Source organism: Streptomyces sp. NPDC042259, assembly GCF_055582085.1.
Genome location: NZ_JBVJDW010000004.1, coordinates 512,712 through 537,564 on the forward strand (window position 1 = coordinate 512,712; position 24,853 = coordinate 537,564).

20 protein-coding genes are annotated in these 24,853 nt (G+C 70.6%); 9 read left to right on the top strand and 11 right to left on the bottom strand.

The genetic code is table 11. The annotated features are described in order from the left end of the window. The first annotated feature begins 30 nt into the window (after positions 1-30). The 4 genes from ACZ6MA_RS14530 (at position 31) to ACZ6MA_RS14545 (ending at position 5,266) form a co-directional block, all read left to right on the top strand. Entirely contained in the window at positions 31-792 is a 762-nt protein-coding gene (locus ACZ6MA_RS14530) for an isoprenyl transferase (protein ID WP_469433774.1), read from the top strand. Positions 793-1,175: 383 nt separating this feature from the next. Continuing rightward, the gene (locus tag ACZ6MA_RS14535; RefSeq protein ID WP_469433776.1) at positions 1,176-2,498 is read left to right on the top strand and encodes a PhoH family protein; all 1,323 of its coding nucleotides are present in this window, start codon (positions 1,176-1,178) and stop codon (positions 2,496-2,498) included. 421 nt (positions 2,499-2,919) lie between these two features. Continuing rightward, positions 2,920-3,633, top strand: a complete 714-nt coding sequence (locus ACZ6MA_RS14540) for an aggregation-promoting factor C-terminal-like domain-containing protein (protein ID WP_469433777.1) — start codon at positions 2,920-2,922, stop codon at positions 3,631-3,633. Between the two features lie 178 nt (positions 3,634-3,811). Continuing rightward, complete coding sequence (locus tag ACZ6MA_RS14545) at positions 3,812-5,266, top strand: AI-2E family transporter (protein WP_469433778.1); 1,455 nt, start codon at positions 3,812-3,814, stop codon at positions 5,264-5,266. 100 nt (positions 5,267-5,366) lie between these two features. Here the strand turns inward: ACZ6MA_RS14545 and ACZ6MA_RS14550 are convergent, their stop codons facing one another. Beyond that, positions 5,367-5,900: an alkyl hydroperoxide reductase gene (locus ACZ6MA_RS14550; protein ID WP_184733101.1), complete on the bottom strand. Its 534-nt coding sequence runs from the start codon at positions 5,898-5,900 to the stop codon at positions 5,367-5,369. Positions 5,901-5,906: 6 nt separating this feature from the next. Next, on the bottom strand, positions 5,907-6,461 hold the full coding sequence (locus tag ACZ6MA_RS14555) for a peroxiredoxin (protein WP_469433780.1): 555 nt from the start codon (positions 6,459-6,461) through the stop codon (positions 5,907-5,909). 243 nt (positions 6,462-6,704) lie between these two features. Here ACZ6MA_RS14555 and ACZ6MA_RS14560 point away from each other — a divergent pair, with 243 nt between their 5' ends. Further along, entirely contained in the window at positions 6,705-7,616 is a 912-nt protein-coding gene (locus ACZ6MA_RS14560; RefSeq protein ID WP_469434119.1) for a LysR substrate-binding domain-containing protein, read from the top strand. Between the two features lie 141 nt (positions 7,617-7,757). Here the strand turns inward: ACZ6MA_RS14560 and ACZ6MA_RS14565 are convergent, their stop codons facing one another. After that, positions 7,758-8,000: a type II toxin-antitoxin system antitoxin gene (locus ACZ6MA_RS14565; protein ID WP_469433782.1), complete on the bottom strand. Its 243-nt coding sequence runs from the start codon at positions 7,998-8,000 to the stop codon at positions 7,758-7,760. Beyond that, entirely contained in the window at positions 7,997-8,962 is a 966-nt protein-coding gene (locus ACZ6MA_RS14570) for an SPFH domain-containing protein (protein ID WP_469433784.1), read from the bottom strand. The genes ACZ6MA_RS14565 and ACZ6MA_RS14570 overlap by 4 nt, the downstream gene beginning before the upstream one ends. A 252-nt stretch (positions 8,963-9,214) precedes the next feature. On the opposite strand from ACZ6MA_RS14570, the gene ACZ6MA_RS14575 reads away from it, so the two are divergent. Further along, positions 9,215-11,491: a transglycosylase domain-containing protein gene (locus tag ACZ6MA_RS14575; RefSeq protein WP_469433785.1), complete on the top strand. Its 2,277-nt coding sequence runs from the start codon at positions 9,215-9,217 to the stop codon at positions 11,489-11,491. Positions 11,492-11,582: 91 nt separating this feature from the next. Here ACZ6MA_RS14575 and ACZ6MA_RS14580 read toward each other — a convergent pair whose 3' ends face one another. The 5 genes from ACZ6MA_RS14580 to ACZ6MA_RS14600 all read right to left on the bottom strand — a co-directional run bounded on the left by ACZ6MA_RS14580 (position 11,583) and on the right by ACZ6MA_RS14600 (position 18,497). Beyond that, positions 11,583-13,046 (bottom strand): catalase, encoded by a 1,464-nt coding sequence (locus tag ACZ6MA_RS14580; RefSeq protein ID WP_469433786.1) that lies wholly within the window; start codon positions 13,044-13,046, stop codon positions 11,583-11,585. A 156-nt stretch (positions 13,047-13,202) separates the two neighbouring features. Continuing rightward, entirely contained in the window at positions 13,203-15,398 is a 2,196-nt protein-coding gene (locus ACZ6MA_RS14585; RefSeq protein WP_469433788.1) for a SpoIIE family protein phosphatase, read from the bottom strand. Positions 15,399-15,454: 56 nt separating this feature from the next. Beyond that, positions 15,455-16,129, bottom strand: a complete 675-nt coding sequence (locus ACZ6MA_RS14590; protein ID WP_469433789.1) for a class I SAM-dependent DNA methyltransferase — start codon at positions 16,127-16,129, stop codon at positions 15,455-15,457. Between the two features lie 128 nt (positions 16,130-16,257). After that, positions 16,258-16,944, bottom strand: coding sequence for a cytidylyl-2-hydroxypropylphosphonate hydrolase (gene fomD, locus ACZ6MA_RS14595; RefSeq protein WP_469433791.1), 687 nt, complete (start codon positions 16,942-16,944; stop codon positions 16,258-16,260). 158 nt (positions 16,945-17,102) lie between these two features. After that, positions 17,103-18,497, bottom strand: coding sequence for a class II fumarate hydratase (locus ACZ6MA_RS14600; protein WP_469433793.1), 1,395 nt, complete (start codon positions 18,495-18,497; stop codon positions 17,103-17,105). Positions 18,498-18,606: 109 nt separating this feature from the next. Between ACZ6MA_RS14600 and ACZ6MA_RS14605 the strand changes: the two genes are divergently transcribed. Beyond that, complete coding sequence (locus ACZ6MA_RS14605; protein ID WP_469433794.1) at positions 18,607-20,124, top strand: ricin-type beta-trefoil lectin domain protein; 1,518 nt, start codon at positions 18,607-18,609, stop codon at positions 20,122-20,124. Between the two features lie 290 nt (positions 20,125-20,414). Here the strand turns inward: ACZ6MA_RS14605 and ACZ6MA_RS14610 are convergent, their stop codons facing one another. Beyond that, the gene (locus ACZ6MA_RS14610) at positions 20,415-22,091 is read right to left on the bottom strand and encodes a fumarate hydratase (protein WP_469433795.1); all 1,677 of its coding nucleotides are present in this window, start codon (positions 22,089-22,091) and stop codon (positions 20,415-20,417) included. Positions 22,092-22,371: 280 nt separating this feature from the next. On the opposite strand from ACZ6MA_RS14610, the gene ACZ6MA_RS14615 reads away from it, so the two are divergent. Together ACZ6MA_RS14615 and ACZ6MA_RS14620 are read left to right on the top strand one after the other, a co-directional pair. After that, a complete protein-coding gene (locus tag ACZ6MA_RS14615; protein WP_469433797.1) occupies positions 22,372-23,013 on the top strand; it encodes a DUF1707 SHOCT-like domain-containing protein in 642 nt (213 codons plus the stop codon). A 249-nt stretch (positions 23,014-23,262) separates the two neighbouring features. Continuing rightward, the gene (locus ACZ6MA_RS14620; RefSeq protein WP_130879671.1) at positions 23,263-23,619 is read left to right on the top strand and encodes a WhiB family transcriptional regulator; all 357 of its coding nucleotides are present in this window, start codon (positions 23,263-23,265) and stop codon (positions 23,617-23,619) included. A 94-nt stretch (positions 23,620-23,713) separates the two neighbouring features. Here ACZ6MA_RS14620 and glpX read toward each other — a convergent pair whose 3' ends face one another. After that, positions 23,714-24,745 carry a class II fructose-bisphosphatase gene (gene glpX, locus ACZ6MA_RS14625; protein ID WP_469433799.1) on the bottom strand — a complete coding sequence of 344 codons (1,032 nt, stop codon included), beginning with the start codon at positions 24,743-24,745 and terminating at the stop codon, positions 23,714-23,716. Positions 24,746-24,853: the final 108 nt, after the last annotated feature.

The window sequence follows — 24,853 nt, forward strand, 5'->3', positions numbered from 1 at the left end:
ACCGCCATGACATGGAGGGGCTGGGAAGACGTGAAGTTGCGCGACCTGGTGTACAGGCTCTACGCACGCCGGGTGGAAGGCCGCCTCGACCATGCGCAGGTGCCCAAGCACATCGGTGTCATCCTCGATGGCAACCGCCGCTGGGCGCGCGCGGACGGCCGTACGACGGAACAGGGCCATCAGGCGGGTGCCGACAAGATCCAGGAGCTGCTCGGCTGGTGCGCCGAGACCGACGTCGAGGTCGTGACGCTCTGGATGCTGTCCACCGACAACCTGGACCGGCCCGCCGTCGAGCTCAACCCGCTGCTGGGCATCATCGAGAACACCGTGCGCGGCCTGGCCGGCGACGGGCGGTGGCGCGTCCACCACGTGGGCACCCTCGATCTGCTCCCGGCCCGCACCCAGCAGGTGCTGAAGGAAGCCGAGCAGGCCACCGACGACATCGCCGGAATACTGGTCAACGTCGCCGTCGGCTACGGCGGCCGGCAGGAGATCGCGGACGCGGTCCGCTCCCTGGTGCTGGAGGCAGCGGAGAACGGCAGCTCCTTCGAGGAACTGGCGGAGACCGTCGACGTCGAGCACATCTCCAAGCACCTCTACACCCGTGGCCAGCCCGACCCGGACCTCGTGATCCGAACCAGCGGTGAACAGCGGCTGTCGGGCTTCATGCTCTGGCAGAGCGCGCACTCGGAGTACTACTTCTGCGAGGTCTTCTGGCCCGCCTTCCGGAAGGTCGACTTCCTGCGGGCCCTGCGCGACTACGCGGCCCGCCACCGCCGCTACGGCTTCTGACGCCCTTCGGACGGCGCCGGCCGCGGCCGGTGGAGAACGACTGAGCGTGTCCGAGCCGCGCGCCGCTCGGAGTACGGCGGCTGACGGATCGATCGTTCACTTGGTCGTCGCATATGCCGTTGCATGGGCGAGCGCTCGGAAGGGAATATCCCCTCCAGGCCGACGGTCTGTCCTAAGACCGTCGCTCTGCCAGCGGGCGGCATGGGGCCGCCCGCCCGGGAGGCCCTTTGCACACGGACGACGACCGTGCGGACCGAGCGGACCCTCGCGGTCGCGCGGTCGACGCGGAGGGCCGGTGTCCGGCCCTCGCAGGGCCAGCACCCGGCCCCTTACGCCGCGACGCCGTCGCGCCCCGACCTCTCCCCGAGGGGGTTCGTCCACCCGTGGTGACCAGCAAGAATCGCCGTGAGAACGACCGGCGCACGTATGTCCTCGACACCAGCGTCCTGCTGGCCGACCCAGGAGCCATGGCCCGCTTCGAGGAGCACGAGGTCGTGCTGCCCGTCGTGGTGGTCACGGAGTTGGAGGCCAAAAGGCACCACCCGGAGCTCGGATACTTCGCCCGGAAGGCACTGCGCCTCCTGGACGAATACCGGGTGCAATTCGGCCGTCTAGATTCACCGATTCCGATCGGCGAACTGGGCGGAACGCTGCGGGTCGAGCTCAATCATTCCGATCCGGGCATACTGCCCGCCGGTTTCCGCCTCGGTGACAACGATTCGCGGATCCTCGCGGTCGCCCGCAATCTCCAGGCCGAGGGGTACGACGTCACCGTCGTCTCCAAGGACCTGCCGCTGCGGATCAAGGCGTCGGCGGTCGGGCTGCTCGCGGAGGAGTACCGCGCCGAGCTGGCCATCACCGACTCGGGCTGGACGGGGATGGCGGAGCTGGCCGTCACCGCCGAGCAGGTCGACGAACTCTTCGCCGACGAGCGCGTGTATGTGCCCGAAGCGGCCGAACTGCCCGTGCACACCGGCCTCGTGCTGCAGTCCGAGCGCGGCAAGGCGCTGGGGAGGGTCTGCGCCGACGGTTCGGTGCGGCTCGTGCGGGGCGACCGGGAGGCCTTCGGCATCCACGGCCGCAGCGCCGAGCAGCGCGTCGCGCTCGATCTGCTGCTGGACCCCGACATCGGGATCGTCTCGATGGGCGGCCGGGCGGGCACGGGCAAGTCGGCGCTGGCCCTGTGTGCCGGGCTGGAAGCGGTGCTGGAGCGCCGCCAGCACCGGAAGGTGATGGTCTTCCGGCCGCTGTACGCGGTGGGCGGCCAGGAGTTGGGCTATCTGCCGGGCAGTGAGGCGGAGAAGATGAGCCCGTGGGCGCAGGCCGTCTTCGACACGCTCTCGGCGGTGACGAGCGCCGAGGTGATCGAGGAAGTCGTCGGGCGCGGCATGCTGGAGGTGCTGCCGCTCACGCACATCCGCGGCCGGTCGCTGCACGACGCGTTCGTGATCGTCGACGAGGCGCAGTCGCTCGAACGGAACGTTCTTCTGACCGTGCTGTCCCGGATCGGCGCCAATTCGCGGGTGGTCCTCACCCATGACGTGGCGCAACGGGACAATCTGCGCGTCGGGCGGTACGACGGCGTGGTCGCCGTGGTCGAGAAGCTGAAGGGGCATCCCCTCTTCTCGCACGTCACCCTGACGCGGTCGGAGCGGTCGCCCATCGCGGCCCTGGTGACCGAGATGCTGGAGGACGGCCGTATCTGAGGGGCGCCTCGGGAGTGGTGACCTCACAGCGCGGTGCGCGGCAAAGCGAGAGAGCTTAGCCGCGCACCGTTGCGTGGCGCCAAGCTTTCCGCAAAACCCGAGGAGTAAACGGCGTGTGAGCTTTCCCACGCAACGAAGAATTGCTTCGGGGTAGCCCCGTCGGGCAAAGTCTGGGGCCTGTCAGGCCCCGCATACGGCACACCTGCATCCTCAGGGATGTGGCACCACAGAACTCAACAGCGTTGCCGTATGCCACCCGAGCACCATGCGGACCTCCTTCGCGGGAGGGCCCACCGGGTCAGTGCCTTCCGTGACCAACCGGTCCCCCGGTACCCCGGGGCCGGTCCGAGTGGAGGCCAGCGCCAGGGGCACGATTGCGCCCGCGAGGTCACCTATGCGGGCGATGCTGGAAGGAAACCGTGTGAGCCGGATTTCGGTCCGGGGATTCGCCGTGGCATCCGCCACCGCGGTCACCACCGTCGGCGCCGTCGTAGGTGTCGCCTCGGGCAACGAGCAGGGCACGACCAACCAGGTCGAGGCCACTGCCGCCGACGCGACGATCCTCGCGGAAATCCCCGCCGGACAGCAGCTCCAGGCCCAGACCGCGTCCCTCACGGAGCAGGCGGACACGCAGTCCGCCGCCGCCGAGACGGCGGCGAAGAAGGAAGCCGAGGAGGCCGCGCGCAAGCAGGCCGCCGAGGACGCCTCCGCCAAGAAGGAAGCCGCCGAGGAGGCGGAGAAGAAAGAGGCCGAGGAGAAGGCCGAGAAGGAGCGCGAGAAGGAAGAGGTCAGCAGCCGTTCGGCCACGCGTGACGCTTCCAGCTTCGCGACCAAGGGCTCCTACTCCACCGCCGAGGTCCAGGCGATGGCCCGGCAGATGGTCCCCGGCGACCAGTTCCAGTGCTTCAGCAACATCGTGAACAACGAGAGCACCTGGGACTACACCGCGGAGAACCCTTCCTCCGGTGCGTACGGCCTCGTGCAGTCCCTCCCCGGCTCCAAGATGGCTTCCGCCGGCGCCGACTGGCGGACCAACCCGGCCACCCAGATCAAGTGGGGCCTCGGCTACATGAACGAGCGCTACGGCAGCCCCTGCGGTGCCTGGTCGTTCTGGCAGGCCAATCAGTGGTACTAGGCCACCCCCTTCATCTTCACCGAGCCCCCGACCGCAACCGGTCGGGGGTTTTGTGCGTCCTGCCCGGCCACGGGCCTCATGACGACAGCCGCTTTGACGACAGGCCGCGCGTGCGGCGGAGGCGGGCACAGGTAACGTCGTCACGATGACCACGGGGGAGTGGGGTAGAGGAAGAGAAATGTCCAAATTGCCACAGTGGGTCGGCGGCTTGGGGGCGGGCCTGACACGGTTCGCCCAGCGGCTCGACGAACGCACAGCGCAGACACCGGGGGCCACGGCCGCGCCGGGGGAGGCGTATGCGCCGACTCGGGCGGATACGAGCGACTCCTCCGACGCGCGCGGTTCATCAGGTTCGTCGGGTTGGTCCGAATCGTCCGGCGTGACGAAGGCGGCTGCCGGGCGGGCCTCCGCCGGCGTGGCCGTCTCCGAGCACGAGCACGTGCCGCCGCCGCCCGGCTACGCGCCCTCCGTCGCGCCCCGCCCGGACCCGGTGGCCGCCGTCCCCTGGGGCGTACGGGTCGCGGCCGAGGTGGCCTGGCGGCTGCTGCTCCTCGCCGCCTCGCTGTGGGTGCTGATGCGGATGATCAGCGCGGTGCAGCTGGTGGTGCTGGCCTTCGTCGCGGCCCTGCTCATCACGGCGCTGCTCCAGCCCTCCGTCGCGCTGCTGCGGCGCTGCGGGGTGCCGCACGGCCTCGCCACGGCGATGACCTTCATCTCGGGCTTCGTCATCATGGGCCTGGTCTGCTGGTTCGTGGTGTGGCAGGTGACGGAGAACCTCGACGATCTGACCGAGAACGTGCAGCACGGCATCACCGAGCTGAAGCACTGGCTGCTGAACAGCCCGTTCCATGTCACCGAGGACCAGATCAACAACATCGCCGACAATCTCAGCAAGGCGATCGGCACCAACACCAAGGACATCACCTCGGCCGGCATCGAGGGCGTCACGGTCATCATCGAGGTGCTCACCGGCATCCTGCTGGCGATGTTCTCGACGCTGTTCCTGCTCTACGACGGCCCCAAGATCTGGGGCTGGCTGCTGAAGCTGTTCCCGGCGGCGGCCCGCGACGGTGTCGCGGGCGCGGGCCCGCGCGCGTGGGCGACGCTGACCGCCTATGTGCGCGGCACGGTGATAGTGGCCCTGATCGACGCGATCTTCATCGGCATCGGGCTGTTCTTCCTCGATGTGCCGATGGCGGTGCCGCTGGCCGTGTTCATCTTCCTCTTCGCCTTCATCCCGCTCGTCGGTGCCGTCGTCTCCGGCGCCCTCGCGGTCGTCGTGGCGCTGGTGACGCGCGACATGTTCACCGCGACGATGGTGCTCGCGGTCGTGCTGGCGGTGCAGCAGATCGAGGGGCACGTCCTGCAGCCCTTCATCCTGGGCCGCGCCGTGCGCGTCCACCCGCTCGCGGTGGTCCTCTCGGTGGCCGCGGGCTCGCTGATGGCGGGCATCGGCGGTGCGGTGGTCGCCGTCCCGCTGGTGGCGGTCACCAATACCGTCGTGGGATACCTCCGCGCGTACGCCCGGGAGAACGCGCTGCGGACCGCCGCCGCCGGGGAGCCCTCGCCGGGGGAGCCCGGGCAGACCGTCCCGGCCGTGAGCGCGGACCCGCCGGAGCAGGACCGGGGCTGACCGCCCCGGCCCGCCGCCCGCCCCCGCCGCACACGACGAAACCGCCCGCCGACCTCGAAAGGTCGGCGGGCGGTTTCGTGATGCGGTGCGGCGGACGGCCTCAGCCGTTCAGCACGGCCTCGGAGTCGAGGGTCGCGCCGACGGCCTGGAGGACGGCGGCGATCTTGAAGGCTTCCTGGATCGTCTCGCGGTCCACACCGGCCTTGCGGAGCACCTGCTCGTGGGAGTCGAGGCACATGCCGCAGCCGTTGATGGCCGAGACGGCCAGGGACCACAGCTCGAAGTCGACCTTCTCCACGCCCGGGTTGCCGATGACGTTCATCCGCAGGCCCGCGCGCAGGTTGCCATACTCGGGGTCCGACAGCAGGTGCCGGGTCCGGTAGTAGACGTTGTTCATCGCCATGATGGCGGCGGCGGACTTGGCGGCGGTGTACGCCTCCGGGGAGAGGTTGGCCTTGGCCTCCGGCTCCAGCTCCTTGAGCACGCGCGGCGAACGCGAGGCGATCGCGCAGGCGAGCACGGTGCCCCACAGCTGCTGCTGCGGGAGGTCGGAGTTGCCGATGACCGAGCCGAGGTTCAGCTTCAGGTCCTTGGCGAAGTCCGGTATCGCGGACTTCAGCTCGTCGAGGGCCATGTCAGATCACTCGCCCGCGAGCAGCGCGACCGGGTCAAGGGTGGTCTCGCCCTTGCTCCAGTTGCAGGGGCACAGCTCGTCCGTCTGCAGGGCGTCGAGGACCCGGAGGACCTCCTTGGGGTTACGGCCGACGGAACCGGCGGTCACCATGGTGAACTGGATCTCGTTGTTCGGGTCCACGATGAAGACGGCGCGCTGGGCGTAGCCGTCCTCGCCCTCGACGCCGCACGCGCGCATGAGGTCGTGCTTGGCGTCGGCCAGCATCGGGAAGGGCAGGTCACGCAGGTCGGCGTGGTCCTTGCGCCAGGCGTGGTGAACGAACTCGGAGTCGCCGGAGACGCCGAGGATCTGGGCGTCGCGGTCCGCGAACTCGTCGTTCAGCTTGCCGAACGCCGCGATCTCGGTCGGGCAGACGAAGGTGAAGTCCTTCGGCCAGAAGAAGACGACCTTCCACTTGCCCTCGTAGGTCTTGTGGTCGATCTGCGCGAAGGCCTTGTCCGCGTCGAGGTCCACACAGGCGGTCAGGTCGAACTCGGGGAACTTGTCACCGACAGTGAGCACGCGCTCTCCTTGCAACGGGAGATCCCGGTCGGGATCTCCTGTGGGGGTTGGACAACGTCCACATTGCCACAGGAGGCATTGATAGCGGAAATAGCTAGACTGAGTGGTGTTGATCGGAGGTGGCTATCAGTGAAGCCCATATCCCAGCCGTCCGGCGGCGGCCGAGGCCCGTCGCGAGGCACCGGGACCGGCCCCGCCAGGGGGCCCGCGAAGGTCCCGCAGGCGCGTCCCCGCCAGCCCAGCCTGGCCCAGCTGCGGGCCTTCGCCGCCGTGGCGGAACACCTCCACTTCCGTGACGCGGCGACCGCCATCGGCATGAGCCAGCCCGCCCTCTCGGGCGCCGTCGCGGCGCTGGAGGAGGCGCTCGGAGTGCAACTCCTCGAGCGTACGACGAGAAAGGTGCTGCTCAGTCCCGCGGGGGAGCGGCTCGCGGCACGCGCCCGTACCGTCCTGGACGCCGTCGGCGCCTTCATGGAAGAGGCCGACGCGGCCCGCGCGCCCTTCACGGGTGTGCTCCGGCTCGGCGTCATCCCGACCGTGGCGCCCTATCTGCTCCCCACCGTCCTGCGCCTGGTCCACCGGTCCTATCCCGACCTCGATCTACAGGTGCACGAGGAACAGACCTCCTCGCTGCTGGACGGGCTCACCCAAGGGCGGCTGGACCTGCTGCTGCTCGCCGTGCCGCTGGGCGCGCCCGGCGTCACCGAGATCCCGCTCTTCGACGAGGACTTCGTGCTCGTCACTCCCAGTGACCACTGGCTGGCCGGGCGCGGTGACATCCCGCGGGCCGCGCTGCGCGAGCTGGAGCTGCTGCTGCTGGACGAGGGGCACTGCCTGCGCGACCAGGCCCTCGACATCTGCCGCGAGGCGGGCCGCACGGACGGGGCCCCGGTCACGACCAGCGCCGCCGGTCTGTCCACCCTGGTGCAGCTGGTGGGCGGCGGCCTCGGGGTCACCCTGCTGCCGCGTACGGCCCTGCGCGTGGAGACCGGGCGCAACGACCAGCTCTCCACCGGCTACTTCGCCGACCCCGCGCCCTCCCGGCGCATCGCCCTGGCCATGCGCGCCGGCGCGGCGCGGCAAGGTGAGTTCGAGGAATTCGCGGCCGCCCTGCGGGTCGCTCTGCGGGGGTTGCCGGTACGGATCGCGGACTGACGCCCGCCCGTCCGCCCGCCCGCCCGCACCACCGCTGCGCGGCGGTGTCCTCAATCGCCGGACGGGCTCGGGGTGGCTGAGCCCGCCCAAAACCAGCCCGTCCGGCGATTGAGGACGCGCCCGCAGGGCGCCGGCCGCGGCCTACCGGTCCGGCGGAGGGGCGGACTTGGGCGGCCGCCCCCGACGCGGCATCGCGCCGGTGTCCCGCGGCAGCCGCCCGGCGTCACCGAGTGCCTTGCGCAGCAGGAACTCGATCTGCGCGTTGGCGCTGCGCAGTTCCTCGCCCGCCCAGCGCGCCAGCGCGTCGTGGACCAAGGGGTCCAGCCGCAGCAGCACCTGTTTGCGCTGCCGCGGCCGGTCCTTCGGTGGTCGCTCGTCCGTCACTGGTAGAGGGTGCCGGTGTTGAGGACGGGCTGGGCGGCCCGGTCGCCGCACAGCACCACCATCAGGTTGCTCACCATGGCCGCCTTCCGCTCCTCGTCCAATTCCACGATGCCCTGCTCGCTGATGCGCTCCAGAGCCTGCTCGACCATGCCGACGGCGCCTTCCACGATCAGCTTGCGGGCGGCGACGACCGCGCCCGCCTGCTGACGCTGGAGCATCGCGGAGGCGATCTCCGGAGCGTAGGCGAGATGCGTGAAGCGCGACTCGATGATGTGCACACCGGCGGCCTCGACGCGGGCGTGCAGCTCCACCGCGAGCATGTCGGTGATCTCCTCGGCGTTCCCGCGGAGCGAGAGGCCGCCCTCCTCGTGCGCGTCATAGGGGTACTCGATGGCGATGTGCCGCACCGCCGCCTCGGTCTGGGTGGCGACGAACTCCTGGAAGTCCTCCACCGCGAACGTGGCCTGCGCGGTGTCCTCGACGCGCCACACGACCACGGCCGCCAGCTCGATGGGGTTGCCGTAGGCGTCGTTGACCTTCAGTACGGCCGTCTCGTGGTTGCGCACCCGGATGGAGACCTTCTCGCGGCTGGTGAAGGGGTTGACCCAGCGCAGGCCCTCGTTGCGGATCGTGCCCCGGTAGCGGCCGAAGAGCTGGACGACGCGCGTCTCACCGGGGGAGATCGTGTTCAGTCCGCACATCGCGATGATCGAACCGAGGCCGATGAGGATGCCGGCCGCGACGAACGCGGCGCACAGGCCGGGCTTGTCGTCCTTGCCGAAGGCGACGCCGACGGCCACGGCGCCCGCGCCGACGAGCAGCCCCAGCAGACCGAGCAGCAGGGCCAGCCCGCCGCCGATGTCACGCGCCGGGGTCTCCCGCACGATCTGCTTGGTCACGATGGGCACCGCCTCGGGTGGGGCGGTCTCTGTGGTGCCGGTGGTGCCGGTGGTGCCGGTCATGGGCGGGTCCCCCGTATCTGATGGCGCGCGCACGGCCGTGACCGGCCCGACGCGCGGCTAACGCTGTCTAGCAAAGTGATATCACTTTAGCGCCCTGTACGGTTTCCCGCACTACGCCGTACCCGGGTTCCCGCCTTCCGGGGTGCTGTATGTCACGTGTGTCGAAGCCTTGATCGATGGGCGTTTGGTGCCAGTTGCGGTGTTAGCTTCGTGAGCTGGGTTGGGGGCGGACAGACTGGAGCTACGGGAGAGATGGGCCGAGCGGAAGCGCGACGGGCGCAGGACAGCACCCGCAATGCAAAGGGCAAGAAGCCCAAGAAGACCGGCATACGCCGGTTCTTCACATGGAAGATGCTGCTTGCCTACTTCGTGGCGGTCATCGGGCTGGGGATGGGTGCCTTCCTGGCGCTCTACTTCTATGTCGACGTCCCCAAGGACGGCAACGGCGCGGCCAAGTTGCAGAGCAACGTCTACAAGGACAGCAACGGCAAGGTGCTGGCCCGCATCGGCGAGGTCAACCGCGAGGAAGTCCCGCTCGCGAAGATCCCCGAGAACGTGCAGCACGCCGTCGTCGCCGCCGAGAACAAGAACTTCTGGACCGACCCCGGTGTGGATGTGAAGGGCACCGCCCGAGGCATCTTCAACACCGTCATGGGCCGGGGCAAGCAGGGTGGTTCGACCATCACCCAGCAGTACGTCAAGAACTACTACCTCGACCAGCGGCAGACCGTGACCCGCAAGGTCAAGGAACTGATCATCTCGCTGAAGGTGCAGAAGGAAACCCCCAAGGAGAAGATCCTCGAGGGGTACCTGAACACCAGCTACTACGGGCGCGGCGCCTACGGCATCCAGGCCGCGTCCCGTGCGTACTACCAGAAGGACGTCGGCAGCCTCACCACCGAGGAGGGCGCCTACCTCGCCGCGCTGCTCCAGGCCCCGAGCCAGTACGACTTCGGGCCGGCGGCCACCGAGGCCGGCAAGCAGAACGCCAAGCGGCGCTGGGGGTACGTCCTCGACAAGATGGTCGAGATGGACTGGCTGGACAAGGGCAAGCGGCAGGGCATGACGTTCCGCGACCCGAAGGCGCCGAAGGCGGCCCCGGGTCTGTCGGGCCAGAACGGCTACTTCATCGACGCGGCCAAGCGCGAGGTCATCAAAACCCTGGAGAAGCAGGGCCGCAAGGAGAGCGACTTCGCCGCCGGCGGCTGGACCGTCACGCTCAGCATCGACCCGAAGAAGCAGCGGGCGCTGGAGCAGGCGGTCAAGGAGCAGCTGCTCGACGAGCTGGACCCCAAGTCCCGTGAGGTCGACAAGAACGTCCAGGTCGGCGCGGTGTCGGTGGACCCGAAGAACGGCCGTATCCAGGCGCTGTACGGCGGCCCGGACTACCTCAAGCACTACACCAACAACGCCACCCGCGAGGACTTCCAGCCGGCGTCCACCTTCAAGCCGATCATCCTCGCCTCCGCGTTGCAGAACGAGTCCAGGACGCAGGACAACGAGCCGATCACGCCCAGCACGATCTACGACGGCACCAGCGAGCGGCCGGTCGTGGGCAGCGATGTGCACTTCGCCCCGGAGAACGAGGACGGTTACTCCGAGAAGGCCGTCACCGTGCAGAAGGCGATGAACGACTCGGTCAACTCCGTGTTCGCGCAGATGGCCGTGGACGTGAAGCTCGACAAGGTCAAGAAGACGGCCGTCGAGCTGGGCATGAACGGCAAGCAGCCCGGCTTCGTGGAAGCCCCCGCGATGTCGCTGGGCTCCATGGGCGCGAGCCCGCTCGACATGGCCGCGGTCTACGCCACCTTGGACAACCACGGCAAGAAGGTCACCCCGACCATTCTGAAGTCCGCGTCCCAGAACGGCGTGGAACTCAAGCGTGACGGCGCGATCGGTGACCAGGCCGTCTCCCGCAACACCGCCGACGGCGTCACCCGGGTCCTGCGGGGCGTGGTCAACGACGGCACGGCGTCCGTGGTGGCCAGTGCCAACTACCCGGTGGCGGGCAAGACCGGCACCTCCGACGACAACAAGTCGGCCTGGTTCGCGGGCTACACCCCCAGCCTCGTCACCACCGTCGGCCTCTTCGGTGAGGGCCCCGGCGGTAAGCAGGTGACCCTGCAGGGCACCGGTGGCGGCGGCCGGGTCAACGGTGGCAAGTACCCCGCCCAGATCTGGTCCGCCTACACGGCGGCCGCGCTCGGTGGCGCGGGCGACGACGAGTTCGACCTGGACACCGACATCAGCGCCGGGTCGGTCCAGGCGCCGGCCACGGCGCCCGCGGCGACGCCCACCAAGGGCGCGACGCCGACCCCGACGGCGACGAAGTCGGGCGGCGCCACCGGTAAGCCCACGCCGAACCCGACGAAGACCGGCGGTCCGACGGGGAAGCCGACGCCGACCACGCCGAGGCCCACCCCCACCACGCCGAAGCCGACGTCGTCGTCCGCGACGTCGTCGCCCACCGGCGGCGGCGGTACCCGGCCCAACGGCGGCACGGAGACGGACGGCATCCTGCGGCCCTGATCCGGTCCTCCGCGGCAGCACGCGCCACCGGCCGCCGGCCTCTTCACGAGGCCGGCGGCCGGTGGTGTTTTCCGGTGGGCCGCCGCCGGGGTCAGCCGCCGTTGACCTCGGTGGCGATCCGGTCGCCGATGTTCTTGTCGATGTGCCGCCAGTACCGCAGCGCGCGCTCCAGTACGGGTCCGCTCACGCCCTGGCGCAGATGCCCGGAGACGTTGGAGACCAGACGGGCGCGCTCGGCGTCGTCGAGGACCTGGCGGACCATCGTGCCCGGCTGGCCCCAGTCGTCGTCGTCACGACGCAGCCGGTAGGCCTCGCGCACCATCTCGCCCGCCGTCTCCCAGCCCGCCGGCTCGCCGAAGCGCACCGTGTCGGCGGCCGGGCCGCCGTAGGAGTTGGGGGCGTACACCGCACCCGTACGGGCCGGCTCGTACCGCATCGGGCCGTCCTTCGCGTACGAGCGGACCGGCGAGTGCGGCCGGTTGGGCGGCAGCTGGGCGTAGTTCGGGCCGATGCGGTAGCGGTGGGTGTCGGGGTAGGAGAAGAGCCTGCCGAGCAGCATCTTGTCCGGGGAGGGGCCGATGCCGGGAACGAGGTTGGAGGGCTCGAAGGCGGCCTGCTCGATGTGGACGAAGTGGTCCTCGGGGTTCTTGTCGAGCGTCATCCGGCCGACCTCGATCAGCGGGTAGTCGCCGTGCGGCCACACCTTGGTCAGGTCGAAGGGGTTGAACCGGTAGTCCGGCGCGTCCTCGAAGGGCATGACCTGGACGTGCATCGTCCAGGAGGGGGCGTTGCCCCCTTCGATGGCCTCGAACAGATCGCGGCGGTGTTTGTCGGCGTCCGAGCCCGCCAGCTCGTCCGCCTCGGCCTGGGTGAGGAAGTCGATGCCCTGGTCGGTCTTGAAGTGGTACTTGACCCAGAACTTCGCACCGCCCGCGTTCACCCACAGGTAGGTGTGCGAGCCGTAGCCGTTCATGTGCCGCCAGGTCTTCGGGATACCGCGGTCACCCATCAGCCAGGTGACCATGTGCGCGGACTCCGGCGACAGCGTCCAGAAGTCCCACTGCATGTCGTTGCTGCGCAGCCCCGTCCGCGGATGGCGCTTCTGACTGCGGATGAAGTCCTGGAACTTCTGCGGGTCACGGACGAAGAAGACGGGGGTGTTGTTGCCGACCAGGTCGTAGTTGCCGTGCTCGGTGTAGAACTTCAGCGCGAAACCGCGCGGGTCCCGCCAGGTGTCGGGGCTGCCCAGCTCGCCCGCCACGGTCGAGAAGCGGGCCAGCATCTCGCACCGCTTGCCGGGCTGGAACAGATCGGCCTTCGTGAACTGGCTCACGTCGTTGGTGACTTCGAAGAAGCCGTAGGCGCCGCCGCCCTTGGCGTGCACCACCCGCTCGGGCACCCGCTCGCGGTTGAACTGGGCCATCTTCTCGATCAGGTAATGGTCCTGGAGGAGGATGGGACCGTCCGGGCCGACGGTCAGCGAGTGCTCGTCGCTCTCCACCGGTATACCGGCGTTGTTGGTGGTGTACGGAACCTGGTGCGCGGAGTCGGTCACGGGACGTCTCCCATCGCGGGGGAAGGCGGGACGGTGAGGGCGCTCTTCCGCCCTCCCAATCCAGCAGTCAACCCCGCCGACGACCTGTCGGCAACAGCACTCTGGACACTGTCCAGATTTACACCCGCCCGGCAACGGGCCGTCCTTGACGCCGGCTCAGCGGGCGTGTCCCGGCAGCGCCAGCTCGAACCACACCACCTTGCCCGTGCTCAGCCGGGTGGCCCCCCACCGGCGGGCCAGCTTGTTCACCAGGTATAGCCCCCGGCCGCCCTCGTCCGAGGGCCGGGCCTGCCGCAGCCGCGGCAGCTGCGGCACGTCGTCGCCGACCTCGCAGCGCAGCACGTCCGTGCGCAGCAGCCGCAGGGTCACCGGCCGCTCCGCGTACCGCACGGCATTGGTGACCACCTCGCTGACCAGCAACTCCACGCTGTCGGTCAGCTCCTCCAGCCCCCAGCGGGCCAGCGCCCGCCGCGCCAGCCGGCGCGCCTGCCCGGCCGTCTGCGGGCGCGGGTCGAGGAACCAGTACGCCACGTCGCTCGGTGCGATGCCCTCGAAGCGGGCCGCGAGCAGCGCGATGTCGTCGTCGCGGTCGCCGGGACCCAGCATGCCGAGGACCTCGTCGCACAACGGCTCCAGCGGCGGCGGGTTCGGGCCGGTCAGCCGGGCCGTGTCGATCAGCCGCTCGCGCAGCTGCTCTATGCCCGTCCACACGTCCCGGATCCGGGACTCCACCAGACCGTCCGTGTACAGCAGCAGCGTCGCCCCGGCGGGCGCGTCCAGCTCCACGGCCTCGAAGTCCACCCCGCCCACGCCGATCGGCGCGCCCGGCGGGACGCGCAGCACCTCGGCCCGGCCGCCGCGGTGCAGCAGGATGGGCGGGGGATGACCGGCGTTGGCGATCACGATGCGGTGGGCGACCGGGTCGTACACCGCGTACAGGCAGGTGGCCATGCGGTCGCTGCCCAGGCGCTGCGCCTGCTCGTCGAGGTGGTGCAGCACCTCGGCCGGGGGCAGGTCCAGCCCGGCGAGCGTCTGCGCGGTGGTGCGCAACTGGCCCATGATCGCCGCGGAGGTCATGGAGTGCCCCATGACGTCACCGACGACGAGCGCCACCCGGTTGCCGGGGAGGGGGATCGCGTCGTACCAGTCCCCGCCGACGCGGGCGGTCTCGGCCGCCGGGAGATAGCGGCTGGCGAGCCGGACCCCGGTCGGCTGGGGGAGGGAGTCGGGAAGCATCGTGCGCTGGAGCTCGTCCGCGATGTAGACCTCACGGCCGTAGAGCACGGCCTTGTCCACACCGAGGGCGGTGTGGGTCGCCAGCTGGGCCGCGACGAGGAGGTCGTCGCTTTCGAACGCGGGCCGGTCCGTCCGGCGTATGAACACCGCCGCGCCGATCACCCGGCGGCGGCCGCGCAGCGGCGCGAGGATCGTACGCTGCCGGTCGGGGACGTTCTGCTCGTCGCCCAGCAGTTCGGGGAGCGCCGCCCGGGCGGCGGAGGAGTCGCCGAATACGGGCCTGACCCCTCGCAGCACCTCCGCGAGCGGCCCGCCTATCCGCACCTCGCAGCGCTCGGCCGCGCCGCCCGCGAGGTCGGGGACGGGCTCGGCCCGGTCCTGCGGGGCGTCCGGGTCGTCCAGGCCGCGCACGTGCTCGGGCAGCTGGTCGGTGCGGCGCAGCCGGAGCACGACGGGGCCCACGGGCCGCTCGTCGCCGACCGGCAGCGGATCGCGCAGATAGACCAGGATGGCGTCCGCGAAGGTCGGCACGGTCGCCCGGCACAGCCCCAGCACGATCTCGTCCAGGTCGATGCCGCGGGCGATCCGCCGGGTGGCGGCGCCCACGAACCGCAGCCGCTCCCCGCCGGTGGTCCCGGCGAGGCCTCTGCCGGCGCCCCCGTCCCCGTCCGCGCCACCGGACGCCGGGCTGCCGGGGCCGGCGGGGCTGCCCGGGCCCTCGGAGCCGTCGGCACCGCCGGGGCCCGCCGGGCCGGTGCTGCCGGGCACGGCCGTGCCCCGGTCGCCGCCGCCCTGTGCGGCGCTCCCACGGGCCGCCTCCGGCCCGCCGGAGCGGGGGACGGCCGGGCGGGGCGCACCCGGCTCGGGGTGCGCCTCACCACGCGCTCTGGCGCGCGGGGACAGTGCCGCTGCGCCGGGCTCGCGCGCCGGGCGCGGCAGAGCCGGCTCGGGGCCCTCGTGGCCGGGCAGCCGGACGGGCACGGGGGACTCCGCGCGGCGGGTTCCCTCCGGCTCGTCCGCGACCGCCCGGGCGCGGTCCGGTTCCGGGGCGGGGACGGCCGACTGGCGGGCCTGCGCGGTCCGCTGTCTTCCGGGGGAGGTGGGGTGCTCCGTCACGTGTGGGGTTCCATCCGTCGGGGCCGTACGCCCAATCGCAGGGGGCGCACCGTGGATCAGGCGCGTCGCAGATTGAGGAAGAGCTGGATCTCGGGTGGGACGTCCGTACTCGCGGGGGCGTACGCCGGCGAGCTCTCCCCGGTGATCTCGAAACCCGCCTCGCGCACGACCTGACGCAATTCGTCCCGCAGGTATCCGGATACCCGGATCGTGTTGCCCAGGAACGGAATCGCGAAGTCGTCCACGTCCGCTTCCACCATCGAGAGCGCCAGCAGCCCCCCGGGCCTCAGCATTCCGTACAGCATCCGCAGCGCGTGCGGGATTTCGGGGCGCGGCAGCATCAGCAGGGTGAAGAAGGCGGCGATGCCGTCGAAGGTGCCGAGCCGCCCGTCGCGCAGCTCGGCCAGATCGGCCAGATAAAATTCGGCGCCGGGGACGTTGTCGCGGGCGAGCTTGAGCATGCCGGGCGAGAGGTCGACGCCCACGACGTGGTGGCCGGCGTCGGCGAGCCGGCGGGCGGTCGGCAGCCCCGTACCACAGCCGAGGTCGAGGACCCGGGAGCCGGGCGGCAGCTCGGACCCCAGCCAGTCACCGGCCTCGAGCTGGCCCTCCTTGTGCGGGAAGGCCTCGTCATAGCGGATGCCGATGTTGTCGAAGGCCTCGGCCTGTCCGCTGCGGTCCAGCCCTAACCGGGCGTAACCGTCGTAGTCCCGCTCGTCGTCACCGCTCACGGCTCCGCCCTTCCTGCGACTGTCGTCTGTGACCAGGTGTCACATGCCGTGCTCTGATCGTGCCGTGCTGCTGTGCAGTATCGCGGAGGCCGATCCTACGGTTGTCCCACGGGGAGACACCAAGCGGTTCACGCCCCGAGCCGCGCCGGGGTGCGGTCCCAGTCGTCCGGGAGCGTCGGCACCGTCCACGCCGGGTCGGGCCGCCAGTCCTCCCAGCCGTCGGCGAACGGCGCGCCCCACGACTCGATCCGCTCGACGGCCGCGTGCCCGGCCGCCCGCACCCGCCCGGCCTGTGCGGCGGACATCAGGCCCGCCCGCTGTGCCTGCGCGAACTCGTCCTCGTCCTTCCATTCCCAACTACGGTCGGGGTAGACGGCGATGTCCAGGAAATGGTCCTCGGAATCCACTCCGCCGGACCACCGGGCGAGGGGCTCCTCGAGGTTCACGTACCAGTTCTTGAACTGCCAGCCGGGATCCCAGAAGAGCCAGACCGACCAGGCCTCGCCGGGGCGGGCGAGCTTGAGGACGCCGGTGCCGAACCAGCGGGACGTGGTGGTGGTGCGCGGTTTGGTGTAACGGGTGGCCAGCGGCTCCCGGTGCACGGGGGTGCCGTCGGCGAGCAGCGGTTTGACGCAGTCGGTGCCGGGGGCCATCCAGACGGCGAGCAGGTCGTCGGTGTCCTGGACGACGGTCACCGGACGGCAGATGTGGACGCTGTCGGTGGCATTGCCCCGATAACGCCAGAGGATGTGATCTCCCGGCGCCCAGGGGGCGGTGCCTGCCGTACCCGTCGTTCCCACCGTGTCCGCTGTCATGCGCAGATCTTAGGTGCCCCGCCCACTGATGCGCCGTGACGTGCGCCGCAATAGGTACGGTCCAAGCGCGCGGGTTGACGCGCCCCGCCCGGCCGGCGGTTCTCCGGCCGACCACCGGCCTTACCGCCCGCGCGGCGGGGTGCGCCCGGACGCGGTTCTCAGGGGTGCGTCATCCGCAGCACGTCCAGGGCCTCGTCGAGCTGTTCCCTCGTCAGCAGTCCGCGGTCGACGTAGCCGGACTCCAGGACGACCTCCCGGATCGTCTTCCGCTCGGCCAGCGACTTCTTGGCCACCTTGGCCGCCTCCTCGTAGCCGATGTAGCGGTTGAGGGGGGTGACCACGGACGGGGAGGACTCGGCGTACGTCCGGGCCCGCTCGACGTTGGCGGTGATGCCGTCGATCGTGCGGTCGGCGAGCAGCCGGGAGGCGTTCGCGAGCAGCCGTACCGACTCCAGCAGGTTCTTCGCCATGACCGGGAGCATCACATTGAGCTCGAAGTTCCCCGCCGCGCCCGCCGTGGCCACGGTCGCGTCGTTGCCGATCACCTGGGCGGCCACCATGAGGACGGCCTCGGGAATCACCGGGTTGACCTTGCCCGGCATGATCGAGGAGCCCGGCTGGAGGTCGGGGAGGTTGATCTCGGCGAGGCCGGTGCGCGGACCGGAGGCCATCCAGCGCAGGTCGTTGGCGATTTTGGTGAGGCCCACGGCGATGGTGCGCAGCTGGCCGCTGGTCTCCACCAGACCGTCGCGGGCGCCCTGGGCCTCGAAGTGGTCGCGGGCCTCGGTCAGCGGCAGCCCGGTGGTGCGGGCCACTTCGGCGATGACGGCGGCGGCGAAGCCGGGCGGGGTGTTGATGCCGGTTCCGACGGCCGTGCCGCCGAGGGGAAGTTCGGCCAGCCGCGGCAGCGAGGCGCGCAGCCGCTCGACGCCGTAGCGGACCTGGGCGGCGTAGCCGCCGAACTCCTGGCCGAGCGTCACCGGGGTGGCGTCCATCAGGTGCGTACGGCCGGACTTGACGACCTCCGCGAACTCCGCGGCCTTGCGCTCCAGCGCCCCGGCGAGATGCTCCAGCGCCGGGACGAGATCGCCGGTGACGGCCGCGGTCGCCGCGATGTGGATGCTGGAGGGGAACACGTCGTTGGACGACTGCGAGGCGTTGACGTGGTCGTTGGGGTGCACGTCGCGGCCCAGGCGCTCGGTGGCGAGGGTGGCGAGGACCTCGTTGGTGTTCATGTTGGACGACGTGCCCGAGCCGGTCTGGAAGACGTCGACGGGGAAGTGGTCGTCCCAGCGGCCCTCCGCGACCTCGGCGGCGGCCGCCTCGATGGCCTCCGCCACGTCCTTGCCGACCACGCCCAACTCGGCGTTCACCTTGGCCGCGGCGGCCTTGATCCGGGCCAGCGCCTCGATGTGCGAGCGTTCGAGCCGCTGTCCGCTCAGGGGGAAGTTCTCCACCGCCCGCTGGGTCTGCGCCCGCCACTTGGCGTGTGCGGGCACCCGGACCTCTCCCATGGAATCGTGCTCGATCCGGTACTGATCACTGTCGGTCATCGTTGCTTACCTCCTGACAAACAAAAGCGTTTGTCTCGTTCACAGTGTTCCCAAAAGCACTTACCGACTAGTAAATACCGCGAGTAACAACAGAAACCGGGGAGGCTCCATGACACGCAGACCCACCCTGCGCTGTACCCTCGCCGCCGTCGCCGCGTTCGCCGCGGCGCTCGGCGGGGTGGCCGCGACCGGGTCCTCGGCGCACGCGGACCCGCGCACCACCGCCTCGGTCCCCCTCGCGCCCGAACTCGAGAAGGTCCGCGCCGCCGAGGCCGCGAAGCTCTACGGCAGCGCCGCCGAGCGGCCGCTCGCCGAACGCAAGACGTCCCTCGTCTCGCTGGGCGACAGCGAGATATCCGGGGAGGGGGTCGGCACCTACGAGCCCGGCACCAACGGCCCCGACAACTGGTGCCACCGCTCGCCCGACGCCGCCATCCACCGCACGGCGATCCCCGCCGACGTCACCTACAACGTCGCCTGCTCCGGCGCCTCCACCGGAAACATCCGGATCGGCGGCAGCAAGCAGTACGCGGACGAACTGGTCCAGAGCGACAACCTCGCCGTCAAGGCCCGCAACACGCGCGTGAAGATGGTGCTGCTGGTCGCCGGCGCCAACGACGACCTGCAGTTCGGGCCCGTCATCACCGACTGCGTCACCCGCTATCTGACCCTCCAGGGCCCCTGCGAACCGAAGTACGCCCCCGGCTGGCAGTCCCGTGTCGACGCCCTCGTGCCCAAGGTCGAGCAGACCGTACGGGACCTGCGGACCGTCATGAAGGACGCGGGCTACGCCGACACCGACTACAAGCTCGTCGTCATGGGCTACCCGAGCCCCATCGGCCCCGACTTCGAGGACAACCCGAACTTCCCCGGCAAGCTCCCCGGCGGCTGCGTCGGCCACACCTCCGACTCCGCCTGGGGCCGCAATACGGCCGTGCCCGCCTTCGAACGCGGCATGCGCCGCGCCGCCGAGAACACCGGCGCGCTCTTCCTCGACAACTCCCGCCTCTTCCACGGCCACGAGGTGTGCATGGAGGACACCTGGGCACGCGGCCTCTACGTCGACCTGACCAACCCCTTCCCGCCCGACGCGAACTCCGTGCGGCAGTCCTTCCACCCCAACGCGCGCGGCCACGCCGCCTTCGCGTCCTGCCTCACCCAGCTCTACCGCTCCGGCTACCGGGAGGCGGGCTGCGCGGACCCGGCGAGCACGGGGTCGCCCGTGCTGACGAAGGGCGCCTGGGACGACGCCTTCCGCCCCCTGCGCGGCGAGGCCACGGGGACGTGCCTGGACGCGTACGGGGCGAGCAGCCGCAACGGCACGACGGTCGGCGGCTGGGACTGCACCGGCAGCCGCAACCAGCAGTGGGCCCACGACGCCGGCACCAAGGCGCTGCGCACCGGCCTGACACACGACCGGTGCCTGGACGTCCCGAACGGCGCCTACCGCGCCGGGACGGCCGTGGTGCTGTGGAACTGCCACGGCGGCACGAACCAGCAGTTCGTCCGCACCGGCTCCGGCTTCCACCCGGCGGCGGCCGACGGCCTCTGCCTGACGCTCGCCGCACCTAAGGAGGCCCTGCGCCTGCAGCAGTGCGACGGCTCTGCGAGCCAGCGCTTCGCGTAGGCCTTGCCGGCCAGTGCCGGACGGGCTTGGTGTGGCTGAGCTCAGCCACACCAAGCCCGTCCGGCGATTGAGGACGCGCCCGCAGGGCGCCTCGCCGCCGTAGGCGGCCAAGACGGCCGGTCAGTCGACCAACCGCCGGAGGCCATCGGCACCACCGCTGCGCGGCGGTCGTCCTCAAACGCCGGACGGGCTGGTTGGGCTGAGCCCAGCCGCATAAAGGCTGCCCGGCACTTGAGGACGCGCCGCAGGGCGCGCCGCGTGCCCGCCGTCGCAGGCGGCAAGACGAGCCGTTAGCCGGACTTCCCGACCCGCACCGGAATGCTCGTGAACGTCGGCGCCGGTGCCGGGTCGACGAAGAAGTCGTTGCCCTTGTCGTCCACGACGATGAACGCCGGGAAGTCCTCGACCTCGATCTTCCAGACCGCCTCCATGCCCAGCTCCTGGTACTCCAGGACCTCGACCTTCTTGATGCAGTCCTGCGCCAGACGGGCCGCCGGGCCGCCGATCGAACCCAGGTAGAAGCCGCCGTGCGCGTCACACGCGTCGGTGACCTGCCGGGAGCGGTTGCCCTTGGCGAGCATGACCTTGGAGCCGCCCGCCGCCTGGAACTGGTCGACGTAGCTGTCCATGCGGCCGGCCGTGGTCGGGCCGAAGGAGCCGGAGGCGTAGCCCTCGGGGGTCTTGGCCGGGCCCGCGTAGTAGACCGGGTGGTCCTTGAGGTACTGCGGCATCTCCTCGCCCGCGTCCAGCCGCTCCTTGATCTTCGCGTGCGCGATGTCGCGCGCCACGACCAGCGGGCCGGTCAGCGAGAGCCGGGTCTTGACCGGGTACTTCGTCAGCTCGGCGAGGATCTCGTCCATCGGACGGGTCAGGTCGATCTTCACGACCTCGCCGGCCTCGTCCAGGTGCGCGTCCGTGGTGTCGGGCAGGAAGCGCGCCGGGTCGGTCTCCAGCTGCTCCAGGAAGACACCCTCGGCGGTGATCTTCGCGACCGCCTGGCGGTCGGCCGAGCAGGAGACGGCGATGGCGACGGGCAGCGAGGCGCCGTGGCGCGGCAGCCGGACCACGCGGACGTCGTGGCAGAAGTACTTGCCGCCGAACTGCGCGCCGATGCCGATCTTCTGCGTCAGCTCGAAGACCTTCTCCTCCAGCTCCTTGTCGCGGAAGCCGTGACCGGTGGGGGAGCCCTCGGCGGGCAGCTCGTCGAGGTAGTGCGCGGAGGCGTACTTCGCGGTCTTGAGCGCGAACTCCGCGGACGTACCGCCCACGACGATCGCCAGGTGGTACGGCGGGCACGCGGCGGTGCCCAGCGAGCGGATCTTCTCCTCCAGGAACTTCATCATGGAGGCCTCGTTGAGGACCGCCTTCGTCTCCTGGTAGAGGAAGGACTTGTTGGCCGAGCCGCCGCCCTTGGCCATGAAGAGGAACTTGTACGCGCCGCCGTCGGTCGCGTACAGCTCGATCTGCGCGGGCAGGTTCGAGCCGGTGTTCTTCTCGTCCCACATGGCCAGCGGGGCCATCTGCGAGTACCGCAGGTTGAGCTTGGTGTAGGCGTCGAAGATGCCGTGCGAGAGGGCCTTCTCGTCGCCGCCCTCGGTCAGCACGTTCTGGCCGCGCTTGCCCATGACGATCGCCGTGCCGGTGTCCTGGCACATCGGCAGCACGCCCGCGGCCGCGATGTTCGCGTTCTTCAGCAGGTCGAGGGCGACGAACTTGTCGTTCGCCGACGCCTCGGGGTCGTCGAGGATCCGGCGCAGCTGCGCCAGGTGCGCCGGTCGCAGGTAGTGGGAGATGTCGTGCATCGCCTCGGCGGCCAGCTTCCGCAGCGCCTCCGGCTCGACCTTGAGGAACGTACGGCCGTCGGCCTCGAAGGTGCTCACACCCTCGGCGGTCACCAGACGGTACGGCGTGTCGTCCTCGCCCAGGGGCAGGAGATCCGTATAGGCGAACTCAGACTGGGCAGACATTGCGGCGATTCCTCACTCGGCAGGCAACGGTGGCTGGCATCCTCGACAGCGCCCTCCAGCCTAGGACGCTCCGCCGGTGACCGGTTGGTGAGGTAAGGCTCACTTCGCGGTGCCGGGCGGGCTCGCGGCCCGGTGCCGCGGCCGGTATCGGGCCCGTGGGCCCGCCGGTGCGCAAACCGGTGAGCAAAGGGTGAGTCACGGCTCACTCCGTGCCGCCCGGCGCGGCCGCACCTCCGTACCCCCCTGACGCGATCTATCGCGTTTGGCTAGGGTGGCGGCCGTGGACGAGTCTGCCGGAAAGCCGGTGTCACTGACCAAGGGCGCGGAGCCCGCCCCCGCGTCGCGCGCCTCCGACGCGGACCGGGACCGCACCGCGGACATCCTGCGCGAGGCGCTGGCGGAGGGCCGGCTCACCGCGGAGGAGCACGCCGAACGGATCGGCGCGGTGTACGGGGCGCGGACCCACGCCGAGCTGGAGCCACTGGTGCGCGACCTGCCCTCGGGGCGGCGTCCCTCGCCCGCGGGCCCGCTGCCCTACCCCGTCGCGTCGGCCGCCACCGAGAACCTCGTCGCCGTGTTCGGCGGCGCGGCCCGCAAGGGCCGCTGGCGGGTCGGGCTGCGGACGAACGCCTTCGCCCTGTTCGGCGAGGTGGAGATCGATCTGTCCGAGGCGCTCTTCACCCGGCGGGAGATCGTGATCAACGCCACCGCCGTCTTCGGCGGCGTCGACATCAAGGTCCCGGAGAACGTCTCGGTGCGCTGCGCGGGCACCGGGGTCTTCGGCGGTTTCGACGTCCGGACCCACGAGAGCCACGAGCCCGACGCACCGGTCGTGGTGATCACGGGTTTCGCCCTTTTCGGCGGGGTGAAGGCCCGGCCGCGGCGCGGCAAGCGGATCAAGAACCTCCTCGCGCCCGGCTGATCACAGGGCTGATCACACGGCTGATCGTCCGCCCGCGAGGCCCCCGGCGGCCCCGTCCGACGGGCACCGGCGGGGCCGCTACGCGGCTTATCGCGTTCCGGTCATGACAACGGTGTGAATAAGAGCGCGCACAGCGGGTAAAGCTTGGTGCATCGTCTCTCGTACGGCTGCGGGTGCGAATGGTCGTGCGCAGCGAGACGGGCAAAGGTGACTCAATCGGCCCAGCAAAGCCGTCGTCAGGAGTAGACCGTGCTGCTACCGCATCAGCCCCGGCAGGAAGCCGCCGTACCGTCTCAGCGGATCGCCGCTCGGGATCAGGCCGGCCCCTGGCATTCGGAGGCGGTGTGCCGCCGGGATGAAGCCGGATTGTTCTTCGCACCATCCAAGGAACCCACGGCCGCCCGTCTGTCACGGGAAGAGGCCGCGAAACGCGTGTGCGCCCGTTGCCCGGTGATGGTCGCCTGCCGGGAGCACGCGCTGCTCCAGCCCGAGCCTTACGGGGTGTGGGGCGGGCTGACCGCGGCCGAGCGCAGGGTCGTGCTCGCCAGGCGCCGGCGGCGGGACGCGGAGCTGCAGCGCTCCGCGCGGGTCGCCGCCGCGGGCTGAGCGCGGACAATACGGGCCGGGCCCCGCCGGATTCACGGCGGGGCCCGGCCCGTTGCGCTTCGGTGCCGGCCCGTCGGTGCCGGGCCGGCACCGATCAGCTGGGGCGCTCGAAATCGACGGTGCTGTACGCGCGCAGCTTCGACAGCCGGTGCGTGGAGTCGATCTGCCGGATCGTGCCGGACTTGGAGCGCATGACCAGCGACTGCGTGGTCGCGGTCTCCGCGCGGTAGCGCACGCCGCGCAGCAGCTCGCCGTCGGTGATGCCGGTGGCGACGAAGAACACGTTGTCGCCGCTGACGAGGTCGTCGGTGTGCAGGACCTTGTCGAGGTCGTGGCCCGCGTCGAGCGCCCGCTGACGCTCCTCGTCGTCCTTGGGCCACAGCTTGGCCTGGATGGTGCCGCCGAGGCACTTGATCGCGCAGGCCGCGATGATGCCCTCGGGCGTGCCGCCGACGCCGAGCAGCAGATCGATGCCGGTGCCCTCGCGCACGGCCATGATCGCGCCGGCCACGTCGCCGTCGGAGATGAACTTGATGCGGGCGCCCGCCTCGCGGATCTCCTTGACGATGCCGTCGTGACGCGGGCGGTCCAGAACGACGACCGTCACATCCTCGGGCGAGGAGTGCTTTGCCTTCGCGACGCGGCGGATGTTGACCGCCACCGGGGCGTTGATGTCGACGTAGTCGGCCGCCTCGGGGCCGGTCACCAGCTTGTCCATGTAGAACACGGCGGACGGGTCGAACATGGAGCCGCGGTCGGCGACGGCCATGACGGAGACGGCGTTGGCCATGCCCTTGGCGGTCAGCGTCGTGCCGTCGACCGGGTCGACGGCCACGTCGCACTCCGCGCCGGTCCCGTCGCCGACCCGCTCGCCGTTGTAGAGCATCGGGGCGTTGTCCTTCTCGCCCTCGCCGATGACGACGACACCGTTCATGGAAACGGTGCCGATCAGGGCCCGCATGGCCTTGACCGCGGCGCCGTCGGCGCCGTTCTTGTCACCGCGGCCCACCCAGCGGCCCGACGCCATGGCGCCCGCCTCGGTGACCCGGACGAGCTCGAGTGCGAGGTTGCGGTCGGGGGCCTCGGGGCTGACCTCGAGCTGGGACGGCAGGTGATGATCGGTCATCGGAACGCACCTTTCTGTACGGCGACGGCCGTGGGACCTCTGTCCCGTAAGGGCCAGGAGGGTGAGGGTGCTGATGACTTTATCGGTTCATTGCGAGAGTGAGCAGAG

Bases quoted from the DNA above. Each gene is read 5' to 3' on its own strand.
- ACZ6MA_RS14545 (WP_469433778.1), top strand. From the start codon at position 3,812: ATGTCCAAATTGCCACAGTGGGTCGGCGGCTTGGGGGCGGGCCTGACA.
- ACZ6MA_RS14550 (WP_184733101.1), bottom strand. From the start codon at position 5,900: ATGGCCCTCGACGAGCTGAAGTCCGCGATACCGGACTTCGCCAAGGAC.
- ACZ6MA_RS14570 (WP_469433784.1), bottom strand. From the start codon at position 8,962: ATGACCGGCACCACCGGCACCACCGGCACCACAGAGACCGCCCCACCC.
- ACZ6MA_RS14575 (WP_469433785.1), top strand. From the start codon at position 9,215: ATGGGCCGAGCGGAAGCGCGACGGGCGCAGGACAGCACCCGCAATGCA.
- fomD (WP_469433791.1), bottom strand. From the start codon at position 16,944: ATGACAGCGGACACGGTGGGAACGACGGGTACGGCAGGCACCGCCCCC.
- ACZ6MA_RS14600 (WP_469433793.1), bottom strand. From the start codon at position 18,497: ATGACCGACAGTGATCAGTACCGGATCGAGCACGATTCCATGGGAGAG.
- ACZ6MA_RS14605 (WP_469433794.1), top strand. From the start codon at position 18,607: ATGACACGCAGACCCACCCTGCGCTGTACCCTCGCCGCCGTCGCCGCG.
- ACZ6MA_RS14610 (WP_469433795.1), bottom strand. From the start codon at position 22,091: ATGTCTGCCCAGTCTGAGTTCGCCTATACGGATCTCCTGCCCCTGGGC.
- glpX (WP_469433799.1), bottom strand. From the start codon at position 24,745: ATGACCGATCATCACCTGCCGTCCCAGCTCGAGGTCAGCCCCGAGGCC.